The sequence below is a fragment of the Pseudomonas fluorescens genome, from assembly GCF_902497855.1.
Lineage (GTDB): Bacteria > Pseudomonadota > Gammaproteobacteria > Pseudomonadales > Pseudomonadaceae > Aquipseudomonas > Aquipseudomonas fluorescens_BI.
In genome coordinates, this window is record NZ_CABVHU010000001.1 from 423,635 (window position 1) to 447,130 (window position 23,496).

17 protein-coding genes are annotated in these 23,496 nt (G+C 62.7%); 13 read left to right on the plus strand and 4 right to left on the minus strand.

What is annotated here, in order from left to right; all coding sequences use genetic code 11:
• The first annotated feature begins 6 nt into the window (after positions 1 to 6).
• Together F8N96_RS02005 and F8N96_RS02015 are read left to right on the plus strand one after the other, a co-directional pair.
• The gene (locus tag F8N96_RS02005) at positions 7 to 1,389 is read left to right on the plus strand and encodes a DUF1329 domain-containing protein (RefSeq protein WP_191630703.1); all 1,383 of its coding nucleotides are present in this window, start codon (positions 7 to 9) and stop codon (positions 1,387 to 1,389) included.
• A gap of 424 nt (positions 1,390 to 1,813) precedes the next feature.
• Positions 1,814 to 2,272, plus strand: coding sequence for an REP-associated tyrosine transposase (locus F8N96_RS02015; protein ID WP_150796343.1), 459 nt, complete (start codon positions 1,814 to 1,816; stop codon positions 2,270 to 2,272).
• Positions 2,273 to 2,789: 517 nt separating this feature from the next.
• Here F8N96_RS02015 and F8N96_RS02020 read toward each other — a convergent pair.
• Entirely contained in the window at positions 2,790 to 3,224 is a 435-nt protein-coding gene (locus tag F8N96_RS02020; RefSeq protein WP_150796344.1) for a nuclear transport factor 2 family protein, read from the minus strand.
• 69 nt (positions 3,225 to 3,293) lie between these two features.
• Entirely contained in the window at positions 3,294 to 4,619 is a 1,326-nt protein-coding gene (locus tag F8N96_RS02025) for a spinster family MFS transporter (RefSeq protein WP_150796345.1), read from the minus strand.
• 798 nt (positions 4,620 to 5,417) lie between these two features.
• Between F8N96_RS02025 and F8N96_RS02035 the strand changes: the two genes are divergently transcribed.
• The 11 genes from F8N96_RS02035 to F8N96_RS02090 all read left to right on the plus strand — a co-directional run bounded on the left by F8N96_RS02035 (position 5,418) and on the right by F8N96_RS02090 (position 21,013).
• Positions 5,418 to 6,503, plus strand: a complete 1,086-nt coding sequence (locus tag F8N96_RS02035; protein WP_150796346.1) for an alkene reductase — start codon at positions 5,418 to 5,420, stop codon at positions 6,501 to 6,503.
• Complete coding sequence (locus F8N96_RS02040; protein WP_150796347.1) at positions 6,500 to 8,353, plus strand: long-chain-acyl-CoA synthetase; 1,854 nt, start codon at positions 6,500 to 6,502, stop codon at positions 8,351 to 8,353. The genes F8N96_RS02035 and F8N96_RS02040 overlap by 4 nt, the downstream gene beginning before the upstream one ends.
• Positions 8,346 to 9,431: an MBL fold metallo-hydrolase gene (locus F8N96_RS02045; RefSeq protein ID WP_150796348.1), complete on the plus strand. Its 1,086-nt coding sequence runs from the start codon at positions 8,346 to 8,348 to the stop codon at positions 9,429 to 9,431. Before F8N96_RS02040 ends, F8N96_RS02045 begins: the two co-directional genes overlap by 8 nt.
• Positions 9,432 to 9,498: 67 nt before the next feature.
• Positions 9,499 to 11,163, plus strand: coding sequence for a DUF1302 domain-containing protein (locus F8N96_RS02050; protein WP_412071796.1), 1,665 nt, complete (start codon positions 9,499 to 9,501; stop codon positions 11,161 to 11,163).
• A gap of 93 nt (positions 11,164 to 11,256) precedes the next feature.
• Positions 11,257 to 12,468, plus strand: a complete 1,212-nt coding sequence (locus tag F8N96_RS02055) for a thiolase family protein (RefSeq protein ID WP_150796349.1) — start codon at positions 11,257 to 11,259, stop codon at positions 12,466 to 12,468.
• 4 nt (positions 12,469 to 12,472) lie between these two features.
• Entirely contained in the window at positions 12,473 to 13,423 is a 951-nt protein-coding gene (locus F8N96_RS02060; RefSeq protein WP_150796350.1) for an OB-fold domain-containing protein, read from the plus strand.
• 605 nt (positions 13,424 to 14,028) lie between these two features.
• Positions 14,029 to 15,015, plus strand: coding sequence for a WD40/YVTN/BNR-like repeat-containing protein (locus tag F8N96_RS02065; protein WP_150796351.1), 987 nt, complete (start codon positions 14,029 to 14,031; stop codon positions 15,013 to 15,015).
• Between the two features lie 15 nt (positions 15,016 to 15,030).
• Positions 15,031 to 17,454 carry an efflux RND transporter permease subunit gene (locus F8N96_RS02070; RefSeq protein WP_150796352.1) on the plus strand — a complete coding sequence of 808 codons (2,424 nt, stop codon included), beginning with the start codon at positions 15,031 to 15,033 and terminating at the stop codon, positions 17,452 to 17,454.
• Positions 17,455 to 17,609: 155 nt separating this feature from the next.
• Positions 17,610 to 18,845 (plus strand): helix-turn-helix transcriptional regulator, encoded by a 1,236-nt coding sequence (locus F8N96_RS02075; RefSeq protein ID WP_150796353.1) that lies wholly within the window; start codon positions 17,610 to 17,612, stop codon positions 18,843 to 18,845.
• A gap of 554 nt (positions 18,846 to 19,399) precedes the next feature.
• Entirely contained in the window at positions 19,400 to 20,167 is a 768-nt protein-coding gene (locus F8N96_RS02085) for an SDR family oxidoreductase (RefSeq protein WP_150796354.1), read from the plus strand.
• Between the two features lie 12 nt (positions 20,168 to 20,179).
• Entirely contained in the window at positions 20,180 to 21,013 is an 834-nt protein-coding gene (locus F8N96_RS02090; protein ID WP_150796355.1) for an SDR family NAD(P)-dependent oxidoreductase, read from the plus strand.
• Between the two features lie 490 nt (positions 21,014 to 21,503).
• Here F8N96_RS02090 and dmpG read toward each other — a convergent pair whose 3' ends face one another.
• Together dmpG and F8N96_RS02105 are read right to left on the minus strand one after the other, a co-directional pair.
• A complete protein-coding gene (dmpG, locus tag F8N96_RS02100) occupies positions 21,504 to 22,532 on the minus strand; it encodes a 4-hydroxy-2-oxovalerate aldolase (RefSeq protein WP_150796356.1) in 1,029 nt (342 codons plus the stop codon).
• A 10-nt stretch (positions 22,533 to 22,542) separates the two neighbouring features.
• Positions 22,543 to 23,469: an acetaldehyde dehydrogenase (acetylating) gene (locus F8N96_RS02105; RefSeq protein ID WP_150796357.1), complete on the minus strand. Its 927-nt coding sequence runs from the start codon at positions 23,467 to 23,469 to the stop codon at positions 22,543 to 22,545.
• Between the last annotated feature and the right edge of the window lie 27 nt (positions 23,470 to 23,496).

Genomic DNA, 23,496 nt, shown 5'->3' on the forward strand with positions numbered 1-23,496 from the left:
CAACACATGAAAATAACAAGAACAGGTCTCATGCTCGCGGTCGCAGTCACAGCCAATAGCGGGTTGATGGGTTATGCGCACGCCGAGGTGTCAGCTCAGGAAGCAGCCAGACTTGGCAAGGAACTGACCTGTGTCGGCGCCGAGAAAGCCGGGAACGCCGAGGGCACCATTCCGCCGTATACCGGCAAATACCTGGGCGAAGTGCCAGGCTGGAATCATGTGAAGTTCTCCGGCGACCAACCGGTTGATCCCTATGCGGCGGAGAAGCCGATCCTGGTGATCACGGCACAGAACATGAGCCAGTACGAGTCGCACCTGACCGAAGGGCAGAAGACCCTGCTGAAGAAGTATCCGACCACCTACAAAATGAACATCTACCCCGGCCACCGGGATTTCCGCTACCCCGATTACGTTTGCCGCCGCGCGATGGACAATGCGCTGCACGCCAAGCTGGTCAACGACGGTGCAGGTTTCACCGGGATCGGCCAGATACCGTTCCCGATCCCCAAAAACGGCATGGAATTGTTGTGGAATCACCAATTGCCGGCACGTGCCTACACCGAGGAAAAAACCTCCGACCTGGCGTCGGTCCTGCCCAACGGCAGCATTGGCTGGGGGCGTGCCTACGCGCGTAACCTGTCACCGACCAACTCGCCGACCGTTGATTCAAGGGACGGCGATATTATTGCGTCCTTCAGCAACAACATGACCCTGAAGCCGGCTCGCGACAACGGTACCCTCAGCATTGCCCATGAACCCTACAATTTCGGCACCGGTACGCGTCAGGCCTGGTCCTATAGCCCGTCGACGCGCCGCGTCAGGCAGCTGCCAGGCTACGGTTTCGATCAGCCGATGATCGGTACCAACGGCACCATGACTGTCGACGAAGACCGCTTGTACAACGGCTCACCGGAGCGCTTCACCTGGAAACTGATCGGCAAGCGCGAAATCTACAGCCCGGCCAACGCGTTCAAGCCCAACACCGGGACCGTCAAGTACGCCGACATCCTGACGCCCAACCATCCCAACCCGGACTTCATGCGTTATGAGTTGCGTCGGGTGTGGGTGCTGGAGGCCGACTTGAAGGAAGGCTATCGCCATGTCTACGGCAAACGCGTGCTGTTCATCGACGAGGACACCTGGCACTCGGTCATGGCCGACAACTACGATGCCCGTGGGCAGCTGTGGAAACACGCCATGATCAACTACTACTACCACCCCGACATGAGCAGCTGGCAGGCCGGTTCGCAGTTCTTCATGGACCTGAACTCTGGCCAGTACACCGGCTACGGCATGACCAACGAATCGAAGAAAGGGCCGATCCTCAACGAAGGCAAATTCACCGCCGACCAGTACACCGCGGATGCGGCGCGGGCTATCGGGCGCTAAGACCAAGGTAGTTGCAATAACAAAAAGCCCCATCGGTATCCGGTGGGGCTTTTTGTCGTGAAGGGACTGACATCTGTACCAGCCACGAACCTGTAGGAGCCAGGCTTGCCGGCGAACGGGACGCCGCGGTCTATCTGTCACACCGCCTGTAGGAGCCAGGCTTGCCGGCGAACCATGCGCTGCGGTGCATCTGTTGCACCGCGTTATCGTTCTTCGCCTGTAGGAGCCAGGCTTGCCGGCGACCCATGCGCTGCGGTGCATCTGTTGCACCGCGTTATCGTTCTTCGCGGGCAAGCCTCGCTCCTACAGGCGAACCGCTCGCTCCAGTGGTCTCGGCAGACACATCGGGAACCACAATTCACCCACCTTCTTCCTCCTGGGATCTAGCCTGAACTGACAGGCTCATGATCAAGGAGGATTACCCATGCCAACCATTCGCCATGCACATCGACTGCGCACCGGTCGCTATTCAGTGTCGGGTCAGGTCTACCTGGTTACATCCATTGTTCAGAACCGGGACCCCGTATTCACAGACTTTGAACAGGGTCGCCTGGTAGTTGATGCGTTGAGAAAAGCTCAGCAAGAAGAGCTGGCCCTTTCGCTGGCCTGGGTTGTCATGCCGGATCATCTTCATTGGTTGATCGAGCTCAAGGACAGCCCGCTCACTTTCGTGATGGCGAGGACAAAATCTCGCATTACGTTCGCGTTGAATCGCTCGATCGGGCGTGATGGACCACTCTGGCAGCATGGCTTTCATGACCGGGCCATCCGCAGGGAGGAAGACCTGCAGGCCGTGGCGCGCTATATCGTCGCCAATCCGTTGAGGGCAGGGTTGGTCGAGAGAATCGGAGATTATCCGTTGTGGGATGCCGTGTGGCTGTAGGAGCCAGGCTTGCCGGCGAACCGGGCGCCGGGGTGTATCTGTTGCACCGCGTTATCGATCTTCGCTGTAGGAGCCAGGCTTGCCGGCGAACCGGGCGCAGGGGTGTATCTGTCGTACCGCGTTATCGTTCTTCGCTGTAGGAGCCAGGCTTGCCGGCGAACCGGGCGCTGGGGGTGTATCTGTTGCTCCGCGTTATCGTTCTTCGCGGGCAAGCCTCGCTCCTACAGGCGAACCGGGCGCTGGGGGTGTATCTGTTGCACCGCGTTATCGATCTTCGCGGGCAAGCCTCGCTCCTACAGGCGAACCGGGCGCTGGGGGTGTATCTGTTGCTCCGCGTTATCGTTCTTCGCGGGCAAGCCTCGCTCCTACAGGCGAACCGGGCGCTGGGGGTGTATCTGTTGCTCCGCGTTATCGTTCTTCGCGGGCAAGCCTCGCTCCTACAGGCGAACCGGGCGCTGCGGTGTATCTGTCGCGCCGCGTTATCGTTCTTCTCGGGCGGAACGCCGCTCGCTCGCTCCTACATCAACAAATGTCCCGTCAGGTCCCCCATCATTTCCAGCTGCGAATAATCACGAAAGCTGAACCGCCACACCCCGTCGACACGCTCGAATTCATCAAAATAGCGCCCGGCGGCGATGGGTTGCAGGGGCAGGGTGTCGGTGGCCTGGAGCACGGTGTAGCAAGAGCGAACCGTCGCGGTTCCCGCGGCTTCGTCGATGTCGATGATGGGGTTGCTGATCACGTGTCTGGTGCGAGGCGTGCCGCAGGAGTAGAGCTTGATTCGCCGTTGCCAGATGTCCAGCAGGGCGGTGTGATCAAGCAAGTCGCCCTGGCTTTGCACCTTGATGCGGGCATGACGAAACAGCTCGGCGGCCTCGACCAGTTGGCCGCTGTCCAGGCCTTCGGCGTAACGGTAGAGCAGGTTGCTGATCTGTACAGCGCTGGTACTCATGGTGATCCTCATAAAAAAGCCGCTGGAACCTGACAGGTTTCCAGCGGCGCGGTGGTATGGGGAGGAGGGTCAGGCAGTCACGGCCTGGTTCGGTGAGGGCCGCGGGGCGGGGCTCTTCATGTGTTGGCGGTAACGTGGCAGTGCCAGGGTCAGGAACACGCTGGCCAGCACCAGCATTGATACCGACGAAGCCAGGGCATAGCGCAGGGATTCACTGCCCAGGGTCGGCACGAAGAAGTCGCTGAGCATGCCTACAAACAGCGGCCCGACACCGACACCCAGCAGGGTCATGGACATGACGAAAATCGCCGTGGCCTGGGCCAGTCGCGTGGACGGAAACAGGTGGGTAATGGCGCTCAGGCACGGCGTTGCCCACCACACCCCGAAGAAGGCGAAGGCGCTGTAGAACAGGAACGCTTGTGGCACCGCGATGCTGCCGATATGGAACGCCGTGCCCTGGGGCCAGAGGAAGTACGCCAGGGCGAAGGGAATGCTGATCAACGTGCCCAGTAGTGGCACGCCGATTTGCCAGCCGACATCGCGCCGCGTCATGCGGTCGGTGAGCATGCCGCATATCAGGGTGCCGACGGTCGCACCGGTGCCGCCCACCACGCCCACCAGGAACCCGGCCTCTTGCAGGTTGAGGCCGTGGGAACGGATCAGGAAGCTCGGGCTCCAGGTGCCGATGGCGTAGCCGGCAATCGCCGCCGAGCCGCCGGTGAGTACCAGGCACAGGAACGAGGGCATGCGAAACAGCTCGACGAGGGTCTTGAGCCAGCCATCCTGTTGTGCCGCGATGTTGCCCAGCGGCACTGCGCGCTTGGGCGCCCGCACGGTCAGCAGCAGAAGCAGGCCAAGGAAGATGCCGGGCGCGCCGATCAGCAAGAAGGCGTAGCGCCAGCCGTGGTGCTGGGCGATCCAGCCGCCCAGGCCCAGGCCAACTATCGCCCCCAGGCTGGAACCGAGCATCAGCACCGACAGGGCAGTGGAACGGCGGTTCGCCGGGTACAAATCCGAGACCATGGCCACCGACGGCGCCGTACCGCCGGCCTCACCAACGGCCACGCCGACCCGCGCCAGAACCAGGGTCAAAAAGCTGCCGGCCATGCCGCAGAGCATGGTCATCAGGCTCCAGGCGATGCAGCTGAAGGCGATCACCGGCTTGCGCCCGATGCGGTCCGACAGGCGCCCCAACGGGAAGCCGAACACGGTGTAGAACACTGCGAAGGTCACCCCCGACAGCAGGCCGATGCCGGTGTCGGAAATGCCGAATTCGAGCTTCACCGGCTCGATCAGGATCGCCATCAACTGGCGGTCGATGTAGTTGAACACATAGATGCTGGCGAGCACGAACAGCGCGTAGTGCGTTCGCCATGTCACGGGGGGTTGGTTCACTGCGGGTGCTCCCGGTTTTGTTCTGGTTGCCGCGATGCTCGGCTGGTCGCGGTTTTTTTTCATCGTCCGTTCAGACCATCTTTTTCGTCCCCGGCTGGTCTCCTGTAGGAGCCAGGCTTGCCGGCGAAGAACGATAACGCGGTATTACAGAGACACCGCGGCGCCTGGTTCGCGGGCAAGCCTCGCTCCTACAGGCGAAGAACGATAACGCGGTATTACAGAGACACCGCGGCGCCTGGTTCGCGGGCAAGCCTCGCTCCTACAGGCGAAGAACGATAACGCGGTATTACAGAGACACCGCGGCGCCTGGTTCGCGGGCAAGCCTCGCTCCTACAGGCGAAGAACGATAACGCGGTATTACAGAGACACCGCGGCGCCTGGTTCGCGGGCAAGCCTCGCTCCTACAGGCGAAGAACGATAACGCGGTATTACAGAGACACCGCGGCGCCTGGTTCGCGGGCAAGCCTCGCTCCTACAGGCGAAGAACGATAACGCGGTATTACAGAGACACCGCGGCGCCTGGTTCGCGGGCAAGCCTCGCTCCTACAGGCGAAGAATGATGACGCGGTGTTTCAGTGGCACCGCGTCGTCCCGTTCGCCGGCAAGCCTGGCTCCTACGTGCGTACAAACGATGCGGTATCGGGATCGCCTTGTCGATAGCGAACCTAGTCTTGTCGGACGATGTTTCGCTCGCGTTCAACGTCAATCATTCAGCCCATATTCGCTGGCGTGTCAGTGCTTGCCCAAGCTGCGGCAAGCGATCCGACAGCCTGAAAACAAAAAAGCTGAGGAATTGAAATGAGCGTCTTGTTCGAGCCGGTCACCCTGGGCGAGCTGCAACTGGCCAATCGCATTGTCATGGCGCCCATGACCCGCAGCCGCGCCCTTGCCGATGCAGTACCCGGCAGCGAGATGGTCGAGTACTACCGTCAGCGTGCCAGTGCCGGGTTGATCGTGGCCGAGGGCACCGCGCCGTCCGCCAGTGGCCTGGGCTATTGCCGGACCCCGGCCATTTACAGCAGCGAACAGATCGCCGGCTGGCAGCGGGTCACCGAGGCCGTGCATGCCGAGGGCGGGTGCATCGTCCTGCAACTGATGCACGTCGGCCGCGCGGCCAGCCAGCACAACAAACCGGCAGGCGCTGCGACGGTGGCACCTTCGGCGCTGCGTGCGCGGACCCAGGTGTTCAGTGACGCCGCGGGCCTGGTCGATACCGACGAGCCACAGGCGCTGACGCTTCAGGGTATTGACGAGGCCATCGAAGACTATCGCCAGGCCGCATTGAATGCGCGCCTGGCAGGCTTCGACGGTGTTGAGCTGCACTGCACCAGCGGTTATCTGCCGATGCAATTCATGGCCTCTGGCAGCAATCAGCGCAACGATGCCTACGGCGGCGATGTGACCGGGCGGGTGCGTTTTGCCAAGGAAGTGATCGAGGCCATGGCCAGCGCGATCGGCGCCGGACGCGTCGGCTTTCGCCTGTGTCCCGGTAACCCCTACAACGACATCGACGACCAGGATCCGGCTGCCACGGCGGCCGCCTTGTGTGAGGCCGTGGCGCCGTTGGGCCTGGCTTACCTGCACATCATGCGCTCGCCACTGGCAGACCTCAACGCCTTCGCCCTGGCGCGTCAACACAGCCCTCATGCGTTGATTCTCAACGATGGTTTCGACGGTCCTTCGGCCAGTGCCGCTCTCGCGTCGGGCGAGGGGGCCGCCGTGTCGTTTGCTCGTCATTTTATTGCCAACCCCGATCTGGTGGATCGCTTGAAGCGTGGCCTGGCGCTGAGTCGCTTTGATCGCAAGACGCTTTATACGCCGGGTTCGGCTGGTTACTCGGATTACCCCGCCTATCAAGCCAATGCCCAGGAGGTGGCGCAATGAACCTGAACGACTTGCCCAACGTCCTGCCGGCCCATCCGGTACCACGGGAGCAGACACAGGCGCTGCTCGACCGGCGCTCGATCGCCGCCGGGCAGATCAAGCCGAAAGACCTCTACACCTTGGCTGACCGTCTGGAGCAAAGGGTGGCTGAGCAGGGTGAACGCACGTTTCTGATCTATGGCGAGCAGACCCTGAGCTACTTTGAGGTCGATGCGCGGGCCAATCAGATGGCTCACACGTTTTATGCCAATGGTCTGCGCGCCGGCGATGTCTGCGCCCTGGCCATGGAGAACCGCCCGGCGTTTTTCTGCACCTGGTTCGGCCTGGTCAAGCTCGGGGTCGTGGTGGCATTCATCAACACTCAGGTCAGCGGTCGCCCGCTGCTGCATGCGTTGCAAACCACCGAAGCCAAGGCGTTGGTGACAGGCGAAGAATGCCTGGCCAATGTGCAGGCCACCGAAGGCTTTCCGGACCTGCCATGCTGGCTGATACGCGACGCGGAAAATCCCTGGACCGGACCGCTGCCCAAGAGCGTCGACGGGCATTTCGATGCGCGTCTGGAGAAAGCCCCGCGCACGCCGTTTCCCCGCGATATCCGCGCGCGCATCGAAGCGCAGACGCCAACCCTGCTGATCTTCACCTCGGGCACTACGGGCTTGCCCAAGGCGGCGCGCTACAGCCACATGCGCTGGATGTCCTCGGGCGATGTGATGGAAACCACTCTGCAAGCCACTTGCGAGGATGTGTTCTATTGCTGTCTGCCGCTGTACCACGGCGCCGCTGCCACGTCGGTGACCTCCACCGCCCTGCGGGTGGGTGCCGCCATCGTGGTGCGCCGCAAGTTCAGCGTGCGAGAGTTCTGGAAGGACGTCGCGCGTCATCAGATCAGCATCTTCCAGTATATCGGTGAGATCTGCCGCTACCTGCTCAATCAGCCGGTGCAAACGGGTGAGCGCGAGCACAGCCTGCGCTGCATGCTCGGTGCCGGCCTGTCGCCGGACTCCTGGCAGCGCTGGCTGGAGCGCTTCGGTCCGATCCAGGTGTTCGAGGGTTGGGGCGCCACCGAGGCCAATACCACGGTGATCAACGTCGACAACTATTTCGGTTCCTGCGGCCGGGTGCCGGACTGGAGCAAAACCAACCTGCGGCTGGTGCGTTACGACATCGAAAACGACTGCCACCCACGGGACGAAAACGGTTTCTATCAAGTCTGCAAAGTGGGTGAGATTGGCGAGGCCATGGGTTTTATCGTCGATCACCCTGAGATCGGTGGCGGACGTTTCGAGGGCTACACCTCAAGCGAGGCCACCGAGAGCAAAATCCGCCGCAATGTGTTTCGCGAGGGCGATGCTTACTGGAGCTCCGGCGACTTGCTGCGCGAGGACGCCGACGGTTACTGCTACTTCGTCGACCGCATCGGCGATACCTATCGCTGGAAGAGCGAGAACGTTTCGACCCTGGAAGTGGCGGACGCGCTGAGCGATCTGTCGGGCCTGGAGCTGATCAACGTCTATGGCGTCCAGGTGCCGGGCCATGAAGGACGCGCCGGCATGGCCGCGGTGCTGATGCAGGAGGGCCAGGCGTTCGATCCGGACGCTCTGTACCGCCTGACCGAAACGCGCCTGCCGCGCTATGCGGCCCCGGTGTTCGTGCGAGTCACCCAGTCGGCGGACCTGACGGCCAGCTTCAAGCTGCGCAAGGTCGATCTGCAGCGCCAGGGCTACTGCCCGACCCGTTGCAACGAACCGCTGTTCATCCGCGACGAGCAAGCCCGCACCTATGTGCCCTATTCGGTAGAGGCCCTGACGCGGGCCGGCCTGACGCCTTTCGCGGTGGCCGACCATGGCTGATCTCGACGACAACGGTCACGAACTGCGCGGCGGCCTGCGGTATCCATGGCCTCAGGCGCCTGATTCCGGGCAGGTGCGCGAAGTGGCGCCAGGCGTGTGGTGGTTGCGTATGCCGCTGCCGTTTCGCCTCGATCACATCAACCTCTACCTGCTGCGTCACACCGATGGCTGGGTGGTGGTGGACACCGGCATGAACACCGAGCAGACCCGCGAAGTCTGGGACCGGGTGCTGAATGAAGTGTGTGCTGGCCTGCCGCTGCTGGCAGTGGTCTGCACCCACTTTCACTCCGACCATGCCGGGGTGGCCGCATGGCTCTCGGAGCGCTTTCAATGCCCGGTGTACATGACCGCCAGCGAGTTCCAGTCGCTGCACCTCAAGCTTCCCGCTGGCCAACCACCGGGCTGGGACTTCCTCGACTTCTACCGCAAGGCCGGCGTGGCTGACGAGCAAAGCAGCGAGATGTTCGCGGTGATGAGCAATGCCCATTTTCTGCCCGCGCCGCTGAACCATTACCGCCGTTTGCGCGAGGGCAGCCTCCTGAATATCGGTGGCCGCACCTGGCAGGTGGTCATCGGCCGCGGTCACTCGCCGGAGCATGCCTGTCTGTATGCCGCCGATGACGGCTTGCTGATCTCCGGCGATCAGGTGTTGCCGCGCATCACTTCCACCGTCGGCGTACATGCCACGGAGCCGTTGGCCAACCCGCTGCTCGACTGGCTCGACTCCATCGAGCACCTGCGCAGCTTGCCCGACAGCGTGCTGGTGCTGCCGGCGCACGAGCGACCGTTTTTCAATTTGCATCAGCGCCTGGATCAGCTGGACGCCCATCACCGCAGGCATCTGGCGCAGATGCTGGCCAACTGTGACGAGCCGCGCACCGTGCTCGAACTGATGGCCGTGTTGTTTCCCAAGTTGTCGGGTCGTTTCGACGAACTGATGGCGCTGGGCGAAACGTTGGCCCATGCCAACTACCTGGTGGCCGAAGGGTCGCTTGCGCGGGAAGAGGACCGGGGGTGTTTTCGCTACCGGCGTGCTGTAAGGGGAGCGTGCGCTGTTACACCGCTCAACGTGTTTTGAGCGGATGGCACGGCAGCAGTGTTGAACATTCCAGGCAGCCAACCGGTTGCCCTTGAGGAGAATCAGTGTGATCAACAACAAAAATAACTCTACGGTCATGGTTTCGAGCGCATTTCAGGTCAGCAGCCTGGCGGCGGCGATTGCGCTGGTGTCCACGCCGGTATGGGCCGGTGAAACCTTCGAGTTCGACAACGGCGCGACCATCGACTGGTCGGTGACTACCAGTTACGGCATTGGTGTGCGCACCGGCAGCCAGAGCGATCGCTTGCTGACGGTCAACGCCGACGATGCCAACCGCAACTTCGATAGTGGCAGCCTGACCACCAACCGCGTGGGCGCGCTTGCGGAAATGATCCTGCGCAAGGACAACTACGGCGCCGTGGTGCGCGGCAGTACCTTTTACGACGACGTCTACCACAGCGGGAACGATAACGACTCGCCCGCCACCGTGAACAAAACCGGCAGCAATGACGAGTTCACCAGTGACACCCGTTACTACAGCGGAGGGCGCAGCAAACTGCTGGATGCCTATGTGTTCAGCGGCTGGCGCTTTGACAACGACACCATGCTGGACGTCAAGGCCGGGCGGCATATCGAGTCCTGGGGCGAAAGTTTGTTCTACCCGGGTGTGAACGGCGTGCAAAACCCCTCCGATGCAGTAAAAGCGTCCCAGCCGGGTGTTGAAGTCAAGGAAATACTCTTGCCGGTGGGCCAGTTCTCCGGCTCGTTTCGCCTGAACCCCCAGCTGACTTTCGGTGCATACGTGCAATACGAATGGAAGGGCACCGAACTGCCGCCGGTGGGCAGCTACCTGTCGAGCAGTGATGTGGTTGGCCCCGGTCGCGAGTTCATCTACGCCAACGGCCAGAAGATCGCTTACCGCGGCACCGACGAACCGCGCGATAGCGGCCAGTGGGGCGTGCAGGTGCGCTACCGCCCGGTACCGGCCATCGAGCTGTCGTTGTTCCACGTCAACTACCACGACAAGAACCCGGCCACCGCTCTGGTCGGCTACGACCCGCTGCCGGTGGGCGGTGGCCTCAACGCCTTCGTCAGCAATGGTTACCGGATCAAGTACTTCGAAGACATCAAGCTGACCGGCATCGCCGCCTCGACCAAGATTGGCGACACCCAGGTCGGCGCCGAATGGTCGTACCGCGACGGTGCGCCAGTGATGGTCAATACCGGCCTTGGCGCGGTGCCGTCCAAGGGCAAGGGCCAGCAAATGCAGCTGTCGGCGCTCCGTATCCTGGGGAACCGCCCCTGGGCCAGCCAGACCACCCTGACTGCCGAAATCATCCGTGTGCAGGTCGACAGCGTCGAATCCACTTCGGCGGCGCCCAACCTGCAAGGCGTGAACCTGCTGCCCTCCCTGACACCTCTAGTGGCGTCTTCCGATGACTATACCTACAGCACAGCCGCGGGCTTCCGCACCAAGTCGTCCAGTGCCTACACCGTGGGCGCATCGTTCAGTTATCCGGGCGTTTTCCAAGGCTGGGATCTGGAAGTGCCCTTCAGCTTCTCCAACGTATTCAGCGGCTCTACCCCCATGTCCGGCAGCATCTCCGGGGTGCGAGGCGACCGACGCCTAAGCGCGGGCACCACCTTCAAGTACCTGGGCAATCTTGAACTCGGCTTGAGGTACATCAGCTACCTGGGTGAAGCGGACCCGGTCAACCGTCCGTTCGCCGACCGCGACTACGCCACGTTCTCGATGAAGTACACCTTCTGATCGACCACACAAGGATCGGGTCGCTTTCACGTGCCCGGACCTTCAACACAACCTGGAATTGGCCGCAGCGTAACGCTTCGGCATGGAGGCACTATGGGGCTCAAAGGGCATGCGGCCATTGTTGGCACCGCACAATACAAACCGGAAAAATACACGACCGCGCCCAAGATGTTTCACCTTGAGCAAGTCGCCGACCTGGCGGCCCAGGCCCTGCGTGATGCCGGGCTCAAGGCCTCGGACCTCGACGGGCTGGTGATCAACGGCCCGCATTTTCATGAAGCCTCGGTGTTCGTACCGGCGATGGCCGCCGAGTACCTGGGCCTGCGCCTGAACTTCGCCGAAGTGGTCGACCTGGGCGGCTGCACGTCGGTGGGCATGGTCTGGCGCGCCGCCGCGGCCATCGAACTGGGACTGTGCCAGGCTGTGCTGTGCGTCATCCCGGCACGCATGGCGCCGTTGGGCCCTGACGAGGACCCCGGCTGGATGGCCCGGTCCATGCGTTTCGGTGGACACAGCACAGCGTTCGGCGCGCCCGAAGCCGAGTTCGACCTGCCTTACGGGCACATGGGCCAGAACACCGGCTACGCGATGATTGCCCAGCGTTATGCCGCACAGTACGACTACGACCAGCGGGCGATGGCCAAGATCGCCGTCGACCAGCGCACCAACGCCCTGGCCAATCCGCAGGCGATGTTCTACGGCCAGCCGTTGACCATCGAACAGGTACTGGCCAGCAAAATGGTCGCCGACCCGTTGCACGTCCTGGAAATCGTCATGCCGGTGGCCGGTGGCGCCGCGATGATCATCACCAACAAGGAAGTGGCGGCACGCTCGCGCAAGCGTCCGGCCTTCATTACCGGGTTTGGCGAACACCTGGCGTTCAAGTCGCCGTCCTATGCCGAAGACATGCTGAACACGCCGATTGGCCCGGCTTCCCAGCGGGCCTTTGCCATGGCCGGGCTCAAACCCAAGGACGTCGATGCCGCGCAGATCTACGACTGCTACACCATCACCACCTTGCTGACCCTGGAAGATGCCGGTTTCTGCGGCAAGGGCGAGGGCATGGCGTTCGTGCGCGAACACGACCTGACCTGGCGTGGCGATTTCCCGATGAACACCCATGGCGGGCAACTCAGTTTCGGTCAGTCGGCCTCGGCTGGTGGCATGAGCCAGGTGATCGAGGCGGTGACGCAGATCGCCGGCACTGCCGGTGAGCGCCAACTGGGGCGTTGCGACAGCGTCTACGTCTCCGGCACCGGCGGCGTGATGAGCGAGCAGGGCGCATTGATACTTCAGGGAGCATAAGCACATGTCCAATAACAAACCGATGCCGGTGGCGACGCAAATCTCCGCACCGTTCTGGGAGGGCCTGAAGGCTCGCCGCCTGTTGATTCAGCAATGCAACGCCTGTGCGCACTGGAACTTCTACCCGCGCCGGCATTGCACGGTGTGCCTGGAACATGACCTGGCCTGGCGCGAAGTCGACGGCACCGCGACGCTGTACAGCTACACCGTGACGCGCATTGCCACCTTGCCTGACTTTATGGATGAAATGCCGCAGAAACTGGCGGTGGTCGAGTTGGCCCAAGGGGTGCGCATCAATACCAACCTGGTGGGCCTTGAGGAAGATGAAATCCGCATCGGTATGCCATTGCAGCCGGTGTTCGCCGAAGTTGACGCCAAGGGCAACCGCCTATTGCGTTTTACCGGGGTGGACAAGGATGCGGCGGGCCTTGAATCGCTGCCCGCGCTGGACAGCGAACCGGCGCCTGTCGCGTCGCAGCAACCATCCGTCCGGCAGATCGACCTCAACGATGGGCCGGCCTTGCAGGCCCTGGTCAGCGAGCAGTACAGCGACTGGAGCAACGTGGTGCTGGTTGACCAGGCACTGATCGACGCCTTTGCCCTGTTGTCGGGCGACGATTACTGGATCCATACCGATCCGGAGCGGGCACGCCTGCAAAGCCCGTTCGGCGGCACCATCGCCCATGGCGCGCTGGTCCAGGTGCTGCAGTCGCGGATGAAACTGGCGCTGGGCTTCGAGGTCAGCGGCTACACCACCCAGATCAACTACGGCTCCGATCGCCTGCGCTTCCCGGCACCTGTGCCGGCCGGCTCGCGCATCCATGCGCGGGCCCGGGTGAAAAAAGTCGAACTGTCGGCCCGTGGCACCCAGATGACCCTGGAACTGACCACCCATGTGGTGGGCCAGGACCGGCCGTCGGTAATCAACGACCTTGTGATCCTGTACATCGCCTGATCGCCCCACCCCTGTTCGCTGTAGGAGCCAGGCTTGCCGGCGAAGAACGATGACGCGGTGTGTCAGATAAACCGCAGTGCCTGGTTCGCGGGCAAGCCTCGCTCCTACAGGCGAAGAACGATGACGCGGTGCAATAGACACACCGCGGCGTCTGGTTCGCCTGTAGGAGCCAGGCTTGCCGGCGAAGAACGATAACGCGGTGTGTCAGATAAACCGCAGTGCCTGGTTCGCGGGCAAGCCTCGCTCCTACAGGCGAAGAACGATGACGCGGTGTGTCAGATAAACCGCAGTACCTGGTTCGCGGGCAAGCCTCGCTCCTACAGGCGAAGAACGATGACGCGGTGTGTCAGATAAACCGCAGTGCCTGGTTCGCGGGCAAGCCTCGCTCCTACACATCTTTGCGTCGCACACACATCCCCCCGTCCTGTGCCATTTGCGCCATTGCATAAGCCATTTGGACGATGTGTCACCCAGGCCTTGCGCCGACTATTCCCTCAGAGGCAAGCCATCTCGATTGCCTCGCATGCCCTGGCGCCTGACAAGAACAAGAGGATCGGCCCTATGACTTGCCCTATGCACACGTGCCTTAGACAGGAGCATTACTCATGCGCTCTGTGATCGGCTACGCAGTTTGCCTGGTGGTTGCCTTGACCATCGGCTACACCTTTTCCCCCAAATCCCCACCGCAAGCGGAACTGTTGGCCACACGCCCCGACCGGGTGCAGATCAATGGCCTGCTCAATCTGGGCTCGCGCGTGGTAGCCGTGGGTGAGCGCGGTAGCATTCTGCTCAGTGACGATCAGGGCGTCAGCTGGCAACCAGCCAGCGTCGCCACGCAGCGCAATGCCACCCTGACTGCCGTAGTGGCACTGGACGACAAGCGCTTGCTCGCCGTCGGGCATGACAGCTGGATCCTGCGTTCGATGGACGCCGGCAGCAGTTGGCAGGAAATACGCTACGACGCCGATCTGGGCGAACCGCTGCTCGGCATCTGGACCGGCGGTGGCGACAACGTCATGGCGTTCGGCAGCTTCGGCAAGTTCTATCAATCCGTCGATGCCGGGCAGACCTGGACGCCGCAGTCCCTGGACATCGACAGCGCGCACCTCAACAGCATGGCCGGTGGCGAAGATGGCCGGCGCATGCTGGTGGGTGAGCAGGGCCTGGTGCTGCGCACGGCCGACGCTGGCCAGCACTGGCAGACCCTGCCGGCGTTCTACAGCGGCTCGCTGTTCGGCATCGTGCGCTTGAGCGCGGATAACTGGGTGACCTACGGCATGCGCGGGCATGTATTCGTCAGCCACGACTTCGGCGACAGCTGGACCCAGATCAACGTGGGTAACCAACTGCCGTTGTACGGCCATGTGCTGCTGCCCGATCACTCGGGGCTGGTGATCGTCGGCGCTGGCAGCTCGGTGGTGCGCCTGGATGCACAGGGCGCGCTGGTGGGTGTCGAACGCCTGGCAGGGCTCGGTACGTTGACCTCGGCGACGATGGTCGGCTCGCGGCTGCTGGTGGGTGGCGAGCGCGGAGTATTGCAGGGTTCAGGTGGCAGCGTTGCTGCCCTAGTGGCCAAACAGGCCACCCGGTAAATTGAGAGGCAGGCAATGAATCAAGGTAAACACTGGGTGACGCGTTGCGTTGAAACCTGCGCCGACCATCTGATGGCCTGGCGCAAGGGGCTGCTGTTGCTGTTCGTGCTGGTGACGCTAGGCCTGGGCTACAGCGCCACCCACACGCAGCTGGATCCGGGGTTTAACAAACAGATCCCGGTGACCCATCCCTACATGGTCAACTTTCTAAAGTTCAGCCGTTACTTCACCGGCGCCAACCGCCTCTTGGTCAGCGTGCGCTGGAAAGGCGAGGGTGACATCTATAACGCCCAGTACCTCGAGACCCTGCGCAAAGTCACCGACGATGTGTTTTTCATTTCCGGGGTCAGCCGCCCCAGCGTGACGTCGCTGTTTACCGCCAATGTGCGTTACATCGAAATTACCGAGGAAGGTTTTTTTGGCGACGTGGTGGTGCCTCCGCGCTTTAGCGGCACCCTCGCGGACCTGGCTCAGGTACGCAGCAACACGGCGGCCTCCGGACAGGTAGGCCGGCTGGTGGCCAATGACCTGAAGTCAGCCATGGTCCGCGCCGATCTGCAGGACACCGACCCCAAGACCGGCCAGCCGGTGTCCTATGTCGACATCGCCAAGCGCCTGGAAGAAATCCGCGCCAAATACAACAGTCCCGATATCGAGATCAACATCGTCGGCTTCGCCAAACTGGTGGGCGATGTGGTCGAAGGACTGAACACGGTAATCGGCTTTTTTGTCGTGGCCTTCGTGATCACCGGGTTGCTGCTGTGGCTGTATTCCCGTTCCCTGCGCCTGACCGTGGTGGCGCTGGTGGTGGCGTTGCTGCCGGTGGTCTGGCTGCTGGGCCTGTTGCCGTTGCTGGGGTTGGGCATTGATCCGATGTCGATCCTGGTGCCGTTCCTGATCTTCTCCATCGGCGTGTCCCATGCGGTGCAGATGACCAACGCCTGGAAGCAGGATGTGCTGGCCGGTAGCACTTCCAGGGAAGCGGCGCGTTCGGCGTTCTGCAAGATTTTCATTCCCGGTTCCCTGGCCTTGTTGATGAACGCCCTGGGATTTGCGGTGATCATGTTGATCGACATTCCCATCGTCCACGAACTGGGGGTGACGGCCTGCATTGGCGTGATGCTGATGATCATCACCAACAAACTGATGCTGCCCATCATCATTTCCTACCTGCGCCTGGAACCTGCGCTATTGCGCCGGGCGCAATCACGTCCTGCGGGCAGGCATCGCCTGTGGTGGCGCCTGTCGGCGCTGGCCGAACCAGGGCCGGCCCTCGGGGTATTCGCCATCAGTCTGTTGCTGCTGGCGGGCGGGGCCTACAAGGCGCGCGACCTGGCGGTGGGCGATATCGGTGCAGGCGCGCCGGAGCTGCGGGCCGATTCGCGCTATAACCTGGACAACGGCAAGATCATCAGCAGCTATTCCATCGGCCTCGATGTGATGTCGGTGTTCGTCCAGGTCAAGGGCGTCGAAGAAGGCTGCTTGTCGCCCACCGTGATGCGTGCGGTGGAAGCCTTCGATTTCCGCATGCGCACGGTCTCTGGCGTGCAGTCGATCCAGAGTGTGGCGGACATGGGCAAGCGGGTGATCGCTGGCAATAACGAAGGCAATCCGCGCTGGGCGGCGATTCCAGGATCACCCCGTGGCCTGAGTCAGGGCGCGCGGGCCTATGTGCCCGATGACGGGCTGGTCACCGACGGCTGCCAGCAGATGCAGATCCTGGTGTTCCTTGCCGACCACGAAGGCAGCACGGTCAGCCATGCGATCGCTGAAGCCCAGCGGATCATTGTCGAGGTCAGCTCGCCGCAAGTCGAATTCCTTCTGGCCGGTGGCAACGTCGGGGTGATGGCGGCCTCCAACGAGGCGGTCAAGCGCGCCGAAATCATCATGCTCGGGGCGCTGTTCGGTTCAGTCGCGCTGTTTTGCTGGATGACCTTCCTGTCGATCCGCGCGGTGCTGTGCATTCTGGTGCCGCTGGCAATTGTCGCGATCCTGTGCAACGCCTTGATGACCATGCTCGGGATCGGCCTGAAGGTCGCCACCTTGCCGGTGATGGCGTTGGGGGTGGGCGTGGGCGTCGACTACGGCATTTATCTGTACGAGCGCATCCAGCATGAAATGCTGCGCGGAGCCAACCTGCGCGAGGCGTTCTACGAGGCCATGTGCCAACGCGGCACGGCGGCGGTATTCACGGCCGTGACCATGTCCATTGGCGTCTGCACCTGGGCCTTCGCGCCGCTGAAGTTCCAGGCGGACATGGGTGTGTTGCTGTCGTTCATGTTCCTGGTCAACGTGCTGGGGGCGATTTTCCTCCTGCCGGCGCTGGCGGCCTGGTTCAATCGCGGGCGACCGTTGGTCCGCGAACGGGCACGCCAGCACCCGGCACCACAAGGCACGTATCAGCTGAAAAAAAGCCCGGCTGCGCGTGATTCTCAATAGCGAAAAAATAAACCTGCCGGGCCTATTGTGGAGTAGGCAGGCGACAGGGAAACTGACGCGCGGGGCCCCTGTTTTCGGGGCCCCCGCAGGCCACTAGCCAAAATTATAAAAATAACAAGGGAAGGGCGCCGTCCTTACCCGAGCGAGGAAAGACTATGCAAGATGGTGTCCTGACCCCGGAAGTCCTGGCGAGCCTTGGCCTGGATCTCACGCGCTACAACGAGTTGGTGGGCGAGATCTACGACGGCGCCCTCGATCCGAAACTGATGGCCAACGCCCTCAGAAGCTTTCGCAAACTCTACGAGGCCAACTACGTCACGCTGATCCTGCGGGTGCCGGACCAACCCGATACGGGTGTGATGATCCTCGTTGGCGATCTCGAAGGTGCCGGTGACGTCTGCTACATGACCTACCCGCAGACCAATACGCCGTTCGCCAACCAGCCACTGGACAAGGTGTTCACCGTCGATGACATCATGAGCTCCACGGAATGGGAACACAGCGCCTACTTCAAGGCGTTCTGCGGTCCCAACGATGTGTATCACGTGATGTGCGCGGACATTTCCACCCCGGACGGCGGCAAACTGCGCTTTCGCGTCACCCGCCCGAAACATGCCCCCAACTTCTGCGCCAACGATCGGGCGCTGTGCGCCAGTTTCCTGCCACACCTGCGTCGTGCCTCGCAATTGCATAACCTGCTGGACCGCAGCGAATCGCTGAGCGGATTGTACTCCCAGGCCATCAGCCGGTTATCGGTGGCGACCCTGGTGCTCGACGAGAGCGGCAGCGTATTGCAGATCAACCCGGTGGCCCAGGAAATTCTCGCCCGTTCCGATGGCCTGAAACTGGTGGGCGGACGCCTGGAGGCGACCTATCCAAGTGACAACCGTGAACTGCAACGCTTGATTCGCGGCGCGTTCTGCCCAGATGCCCCGAAAAGTGCCGAGGCCATGTCGGTGACGCGGCCTTCAGGTCTGGTCAACCTCGGTGTGGTGGTCGAATCTATTCCGTCCCTGGACTGGGCCGAGGAGAAGGGCCAACCGACGGCGTTGGTGTACATCCGCGATGCGTCGAGCAAATCCCTGGCCAGCGAAGTGGTGACCAAGCAGCTGTTCAACCTGACCAAGGCCGAAACTGCCCTGGCCATGGAGCTGGCCAACGGCCTGTCCCTGGAAGAAGCTGCCGAGGCCCTCAATATCCGGCGTAACACCGCGCGGGCGCACTTGCGCTCGATTTTCTCCAAGACCGGCGTGCGACGCCAGACCGAGCTGGTGCGCATCATGCTCAACAGCGTGGTGGCCTTGGGTAAACCCAAGCTGGTGTTGAAAATGGGTGAGAAAATCAAGGTGCCGCCGCTGAAACTGGCCGTGCCTATCTATCGCCAGGCGTGAGAACACCGCGGTGTCTGGTTCGCTGTAGGAGCCAGGCTTGCCGGCGAAGAACGATAACGCGGTACAACAGGCACACCGCGGCGTCTGGTTCGCCTGTAGGAGCCAGGCTTGCCGGCGAAGAACGATAACGCGGTACAACAGGCACACCGCGGCGTCTGGTTCGCCTGTAGGAGCCAGGCTTGCCGGCGAAGAACGATAACGCGGTACAACAGGTACACCGCGGCGTCTGGTTCGCGGGCAAGCCTCGCTCCTACAGGCGAAGAACGATAACGCGGTACAACAGGCACACCGCGGCGTCTGGTTCGCCTGTAGGAGCCAGGCTTGCCGGCGAAGAACGATAACGCGGTACAACAGGCACACCGCGGCGTCTGGTTCGCGGGCAAGCCTCGCTCCTACAGGCGAAGAACGATAACGCGGTGTGTCAGATAAACCGCAGCGCCTGGTTCGCGGGCAAGTCGGAACGCCGCCCGCTCGCTCCTACACGTAGTCCGCACAGACGATGCCGTCGCTTGATAGCCCTGTCGATACTGGGGGACCAATCACGGAGAATCACCATGCCAATTACAGCCATCACCGGGAGCGCCTCGGGAATCGGGGCCGCCGTATCCGCCGCCATGCGCGCCGTCGGGCACCAGGTCATCGGTATCGATCGCAGCAACGCCGAAGTGGTCGCGGACCTGTCCACCCCACAGGGTCGTGCCGCGGCCATCGCGCAAGTGCTTGAACTCAGCGGCGGAGTTCTCGACGGGCTGATCTGCTGCGCCGGGGTTGGTGTCACGGCGCCGACCTGCGGCCTGATCCCGGCGGTCAATTACTTTGGCGTCAGCCAGTTGCTCGACGGCCTGCAAGGGGCGTTGGCCAAGGGGCAACAACCGGCGGCGCTGGTGATCGGCTCGGTGGCGGCGACGCATTCGGGGGCCGACGGCCAGCCGATGATTGACGCGATGCTCGCAGGTGATGAAGATCAGGCGATCGCGTTGGCCAACTCCCTCAACCAGCCTCACGTCGCCTATGCCGCCTCTAAATACGCCATCAGTCACCATGCCCGCAACCTGGCCATGAGCTGGGGCAAGCAGGGCATGCGCTTGAACGTGGTGGCGCCGGGCGCGGTAGAAACCCCGTTGCACCAGGCTTCGCTGGAAGATGCACGGTTTGGCCAGGCGACCCGCGATTTCGTCGCGCCCCTGGGCCGCTCCGGTCGCCCGGATGAGCTCGCCGCAATGGTCGCCTTCCTGCAATCGCCACAAGCATCGTTTGTCCATGGCAGCGTGGTGTTCGTCGATGGCGGCATGGACGCCATGGTCCGCGCCTCGCGCTTCTAAAAAGGAATCGACATGAACAAGGTGGCATTCATCACCGGCGCCAGCCGTGGTATCGGCCGCGAGGCGGCGCTGGCGTTCGCCCGCGCCGGTTTCGATCTGGCGATCAGCGCCCGTACCCTCAACGAGGGTGAACAACATGAACATGCCCTGCGCGACGCCGCCGGGGCACCGCTGGCCGGCAGCCTCAATGGCACTGCGCAGGCGTTGCGCGAACTCGGTTGCCGGGTACTCGTGGTGCCGATGGACCTGCTCGACAGCGCCTCGGCCCTGGCTGCCTGCGAGGCGGTGCTGGCCGAGTACGGGCGCATCGACGTGCTGATCAACAACGCGATCTACCAGGGCAGTGACCTCAACGCCGGGTTCATGGACCTGCAAGCCCAGACCCTGGAGAGGATGTTCCAGGGCTACATCCTCACCCCCTTTCTATTGACTCGGGCAGTGGCCGAACACATGGTGACGCGCGGTGGCGGGGTGGTGATCAATGTCACCTCCGGCGCTGGCGAAAGCGACCCACCGGTGGCGGCGGGCAAGGGCGGTTGGGGTTATGCGTACGGTGCAGGCAAGGCCGCGGTGTCGCGACTGTCCGGGGTGCTGACTACGGAACTGGGTGAGGCGGGCGTTCGCGCCTATACCCTCAATCCGGGCGTAGTCACCACCGAAGCCCTCAAGGCCACCATCGGCGACAAAGGCCTGATCGCCCTGCGCGCCGGCAGTGCCCCACCTCACGTTCCGGCGGCTGTGATGCTGTGGCTGGCCACCGCCGAACAGGCGCCAGGGTTTCAACGCCGGACCATCGCTGCGCAGCCGTTTGCGTTGGAGCATGGGATTGTGGCTGATTGGCGTTAACCCGAAGAACGATGCACCGCAGCGCCCGGCTCCTGTAGGAGCCAGGCTTGCCGGCGAAGAACGATAACGCGGGGTGTCAGATACACCGCAGTGCCTTGTTCGCGGGCAAGCCTCGCTCCTACAGGCGAAGAATGATAACGCGGTGTCTCAGATACACCGCAGTGGCTGGTTCGCTGTAGGAGCCAGGCTTGCCGGCGAAGAACGATAACGCGGGGTGTCAGATAAACCGCAGTGCCTGGTTCGCGGGCAAGCCTCGCTCCTACAGGCGAAGAATGATAACGCGGTGTCTCAGATACACCGCAGTGGCTGGTTCGCTGTAGGAGCCAGGCTTGCCGGCGAAGAACGATAACGCGGTGTGTCAGATTGATCGTTCCCACGCTCTGCGTGGGAATGCATCCCGTGACGCTCTGCGTCACATCCAGAAGCGGACGCAGAGCGTCCATGGCGGCATTCCCACGCGGAGCGTGGGAATGATCAGTTGAGCGGGGCCTTACGCCTGCCGCCGCTGGCGGGCGAGGGTCATGGCGGTGTCTTCGATCATGTCTTCCTGGCCGCCGACCATGCCGCGACGGCCCATTTCCACGAGGATTTCCCGGGCCGACACGCCATATTTCTTCTCGGCGCGCTTGGCGAACAACAGGAACGAGCCATAGACCCCGGCGTAGCCCATGGTCAGGGCATCGCGGTCGCTGCGGATCGGGAAGTCCATGATCGGCACCACCAGATCCTCGGCCACGTCCTGGATGCCGAACACGCTGACGCCAGTCTCGATGCCCATGCGGTCGCACACCGCTACCAGTACCTCCATCGGCGTGTTGCCGGCACCCGCGCCGAGGCCCGCGCAGGCGGCGTCGATACGGTTGGCCCCGGCGGCAATCGCGGCGATGGAGTTGGACACGCCCATCGACAGATTGTGGTGGCCATGAAAGCCGATCTCGGTCTCGGGCTTGAGGGCCGCGCGCATCGCCGCCACGCGGGCGCTCACGTCGTGCGGCAGCAGGTAGCCCGCCGAGTCGGTCAGGTAGATGCAGTTGGCGCCGTAGCTTTCCATCAGCAAGCCTTGCTTGACCAGGCCTTCGGGGCTGTTCATGTGGGCCATCATCAGGAAACCGACGGTGTCCATGCCCAGGCCACGGGCGTGGGAGATGTGCTGTTCGCTGACATCGGCCTCGGTGCAATGGGTGGCCACGCGAATGGTGTTGACCCCCAGCTCGTGGGCCATCGTCAGGTGGTCGACGGTGCCGATGCCCGGCAGTAGCAGGGCCGAGACCTTGGCCTTTTTCATCAGCGGGATCACCGCCGACAGGTATTCCTCGTCGGTATGGGCCGGGAAGCCATAGTTCACCGAGCTGCCGCCCAGGCCATCGCCGTGAGTGACTTCGATCAACGGTACGCCAGCCGCGTCGAGGCCGCAGGCGATGTCTTTCATTTGCTGCAGGCTGATCTGATGACGCTTGGGGTGCATGCCATCGCGCAGGCACATGTCGTGAACGGTGATGCTTTTGCCGCGAAGATCCATGGTCGGCTCCTTATGCGTGGGCGGTTTGGGCGGTGGCTTGCAGCACCAGTTCACCCTTGAGGATTTCCTCGGCGAACATCTCGGCGGTGCGTGCCGCGGCGGCGGTCATGATGTCGAGGTTGCCGGCGTACTTGGGCAGGTAGTCGCCCAGGCCTTCGACTTCCATGAAGATCGACACCCGATTGCCGTCGAACACCGGGCCGTTGACCAGCTTGTAGCCGGGCACATAGCGCTGCACTTGCTCGATCATGGCCTCGATTGCGGCGGTGATCGCCGGCTGGTCGGGTTCGCTGGCGGTCAGGCAATGCACGGTGTCGCGCATGATCAGCGGCGGCTCGGCGGGGTTGATGATGATGATCGCCTTGCCCTTTTTCGCGCCGCCGACCTTTTCCACTGCGCTGGCGGTGGTGCGGGTGAACTCATCGATGTTTTTCCGGGTGCCGGGGCCGACCGATTTGGAGGCGGCGGTGGCGATGATTTCGGCGTATTCCACCGGCTGCACGCTGGACACCGCCGCCACCAGCGGAATGGTGGCCTGGCCGCCGCAGGTGACCATGTTGACGTTCATCACGCCCAGGCCCAGTTGCGCCTTGAGGTTGACGGGTGGTACGCAATACGGGCCGATGGCCGCCGGGGTCAGGTCGATCATCAACACGCCCAGGGCATTGAGCTTGCGCGAGTTCTGCGCGTGCACGTAGGCCGAGGTGGCGTCGAAGGCGATCTGGATCTGGTCTTCGAGGACATGGGGCAGCAGGCCGTCGACGCCATCGGCGGTGGTTTTCAGGCCCAGTTCACGAGCCCGCGCCAGGCCTTCGGAGGTGGCGTCGATGCCGACCATCCACACCGGTTCCAGCACTTCGCTGCGCATCAGTTTGTACAGCAGGTCGGTGCCGATGTTGCCCGGCCCGATCAGCGCGCATTTGATCTTTTTGCTCATGTTTTTTGGCTCCTGAAGAGGGAAGGG

Bases quoted from the DNA above. Each gene is read 5' to 3' on its own strand.
- F8N96_RS02075 (WP_150796353.1), top strand. From the start codon at position 17,610: ATGCAAGATGGTGTCCTGACCCCGGAAGTCCTGGCGAGCCTTGGCCTG.
- F8N96_RS02060 (WP_150796350.1), top strand. From the start codon at position 12,473: ATGTCCAATAACAAACCGATGCCGGTGGCGACGCAAATCTCCGCACCG.
- F8N96_RS02055 (WP_150796349.1), top strand. From the start codon at position 11,257: ATGGGGCTCAAAGGGCATGCGGCCATTGTTGGCACCGCACAATACAAA.
- F8N96_RS02070 (WP_150796352.1), top strand. From the start codon at position 15,031: ATGAATCAAGGTAAACACTGGGTGACGCGTTGCGTTGAAACCTGCGCC.
- F8N96_RS02065 (WP_150796351.1), top strand. From the start codon at position 14,029: ATGCGCTCTGTGATCGGCTACGCAGTTTGCCTGGTGGTTGCCTTGACC.
- F8N96_RS02020 (WP_150796344.1), bottom strand. From the start codon at position 3,224: ATGAGTACCAGCGCTGTACAGATCAGCAACCTGCTCTACCGTTACGCC.
- F8N96_RS02045 (WP_150796348.1), top strand. From the start codon at position 8,346: ATGGCTGATCTCGACGACAACGGTCACGAACTGCGCGGCGGCCTGCGG.
- F8N96_RS02105 (WP_150796357.1), bottom strand. From the start codon at position 23,469: ATGAGCAAAAAGATCAAATGCGCGCTGATCGGGCCGGGCAACATCGGC.
- F8N96_RS02005 (WP_191630703.1), top strand. From the start codon at position 7: ATGAAAATAACAAGAACAGGTCTCATGCTCGCGGTCGCAGTCACAGCC.
- dmpG (WP_150796356.1), bottom strand. From the start codon at position 22,532: ATGGATCTTCGCGGCAAAAGCATCACCGTTCACGACATGTGCCTGCGC.
- F8N96_RS02035 (WP_150796346.1), top strand. From the start codon at position 5,418: ATGAGCGTCTTGTTCGAGCCGGTCACCCTGGGCGAGCTGCAACTGGCC.
- F8N96_RS02040 (WP_150796347.1), top strand. From the start codon at position 6,500: ATGAACCTGAACGACTTGCCCAACGTCCTGCCGGCCCATCCGGTACCA.
- F8N96_RS02085 (WP_150796354.1), top strand. From the start codon at position 19,400: ATGCCAATTACAGCCATCACCGGGAGCGCCTCGGGAATCGGGGCCGCC.
- F8N96_RS02015 (WP_150796343.1), top strand. From the start codon at position 1,814: ATGCCAACCATTCGCCATGCACATCGACTGCGCACCGGTCGCTATTCA.
- F8N96_RS02090 (WP_150796355.1), top strand. From the start codon at position 20,180: ATGAACAAGGTGGCATTCATCACCGGCGCCAGCCGTGGTATCGGCCGC.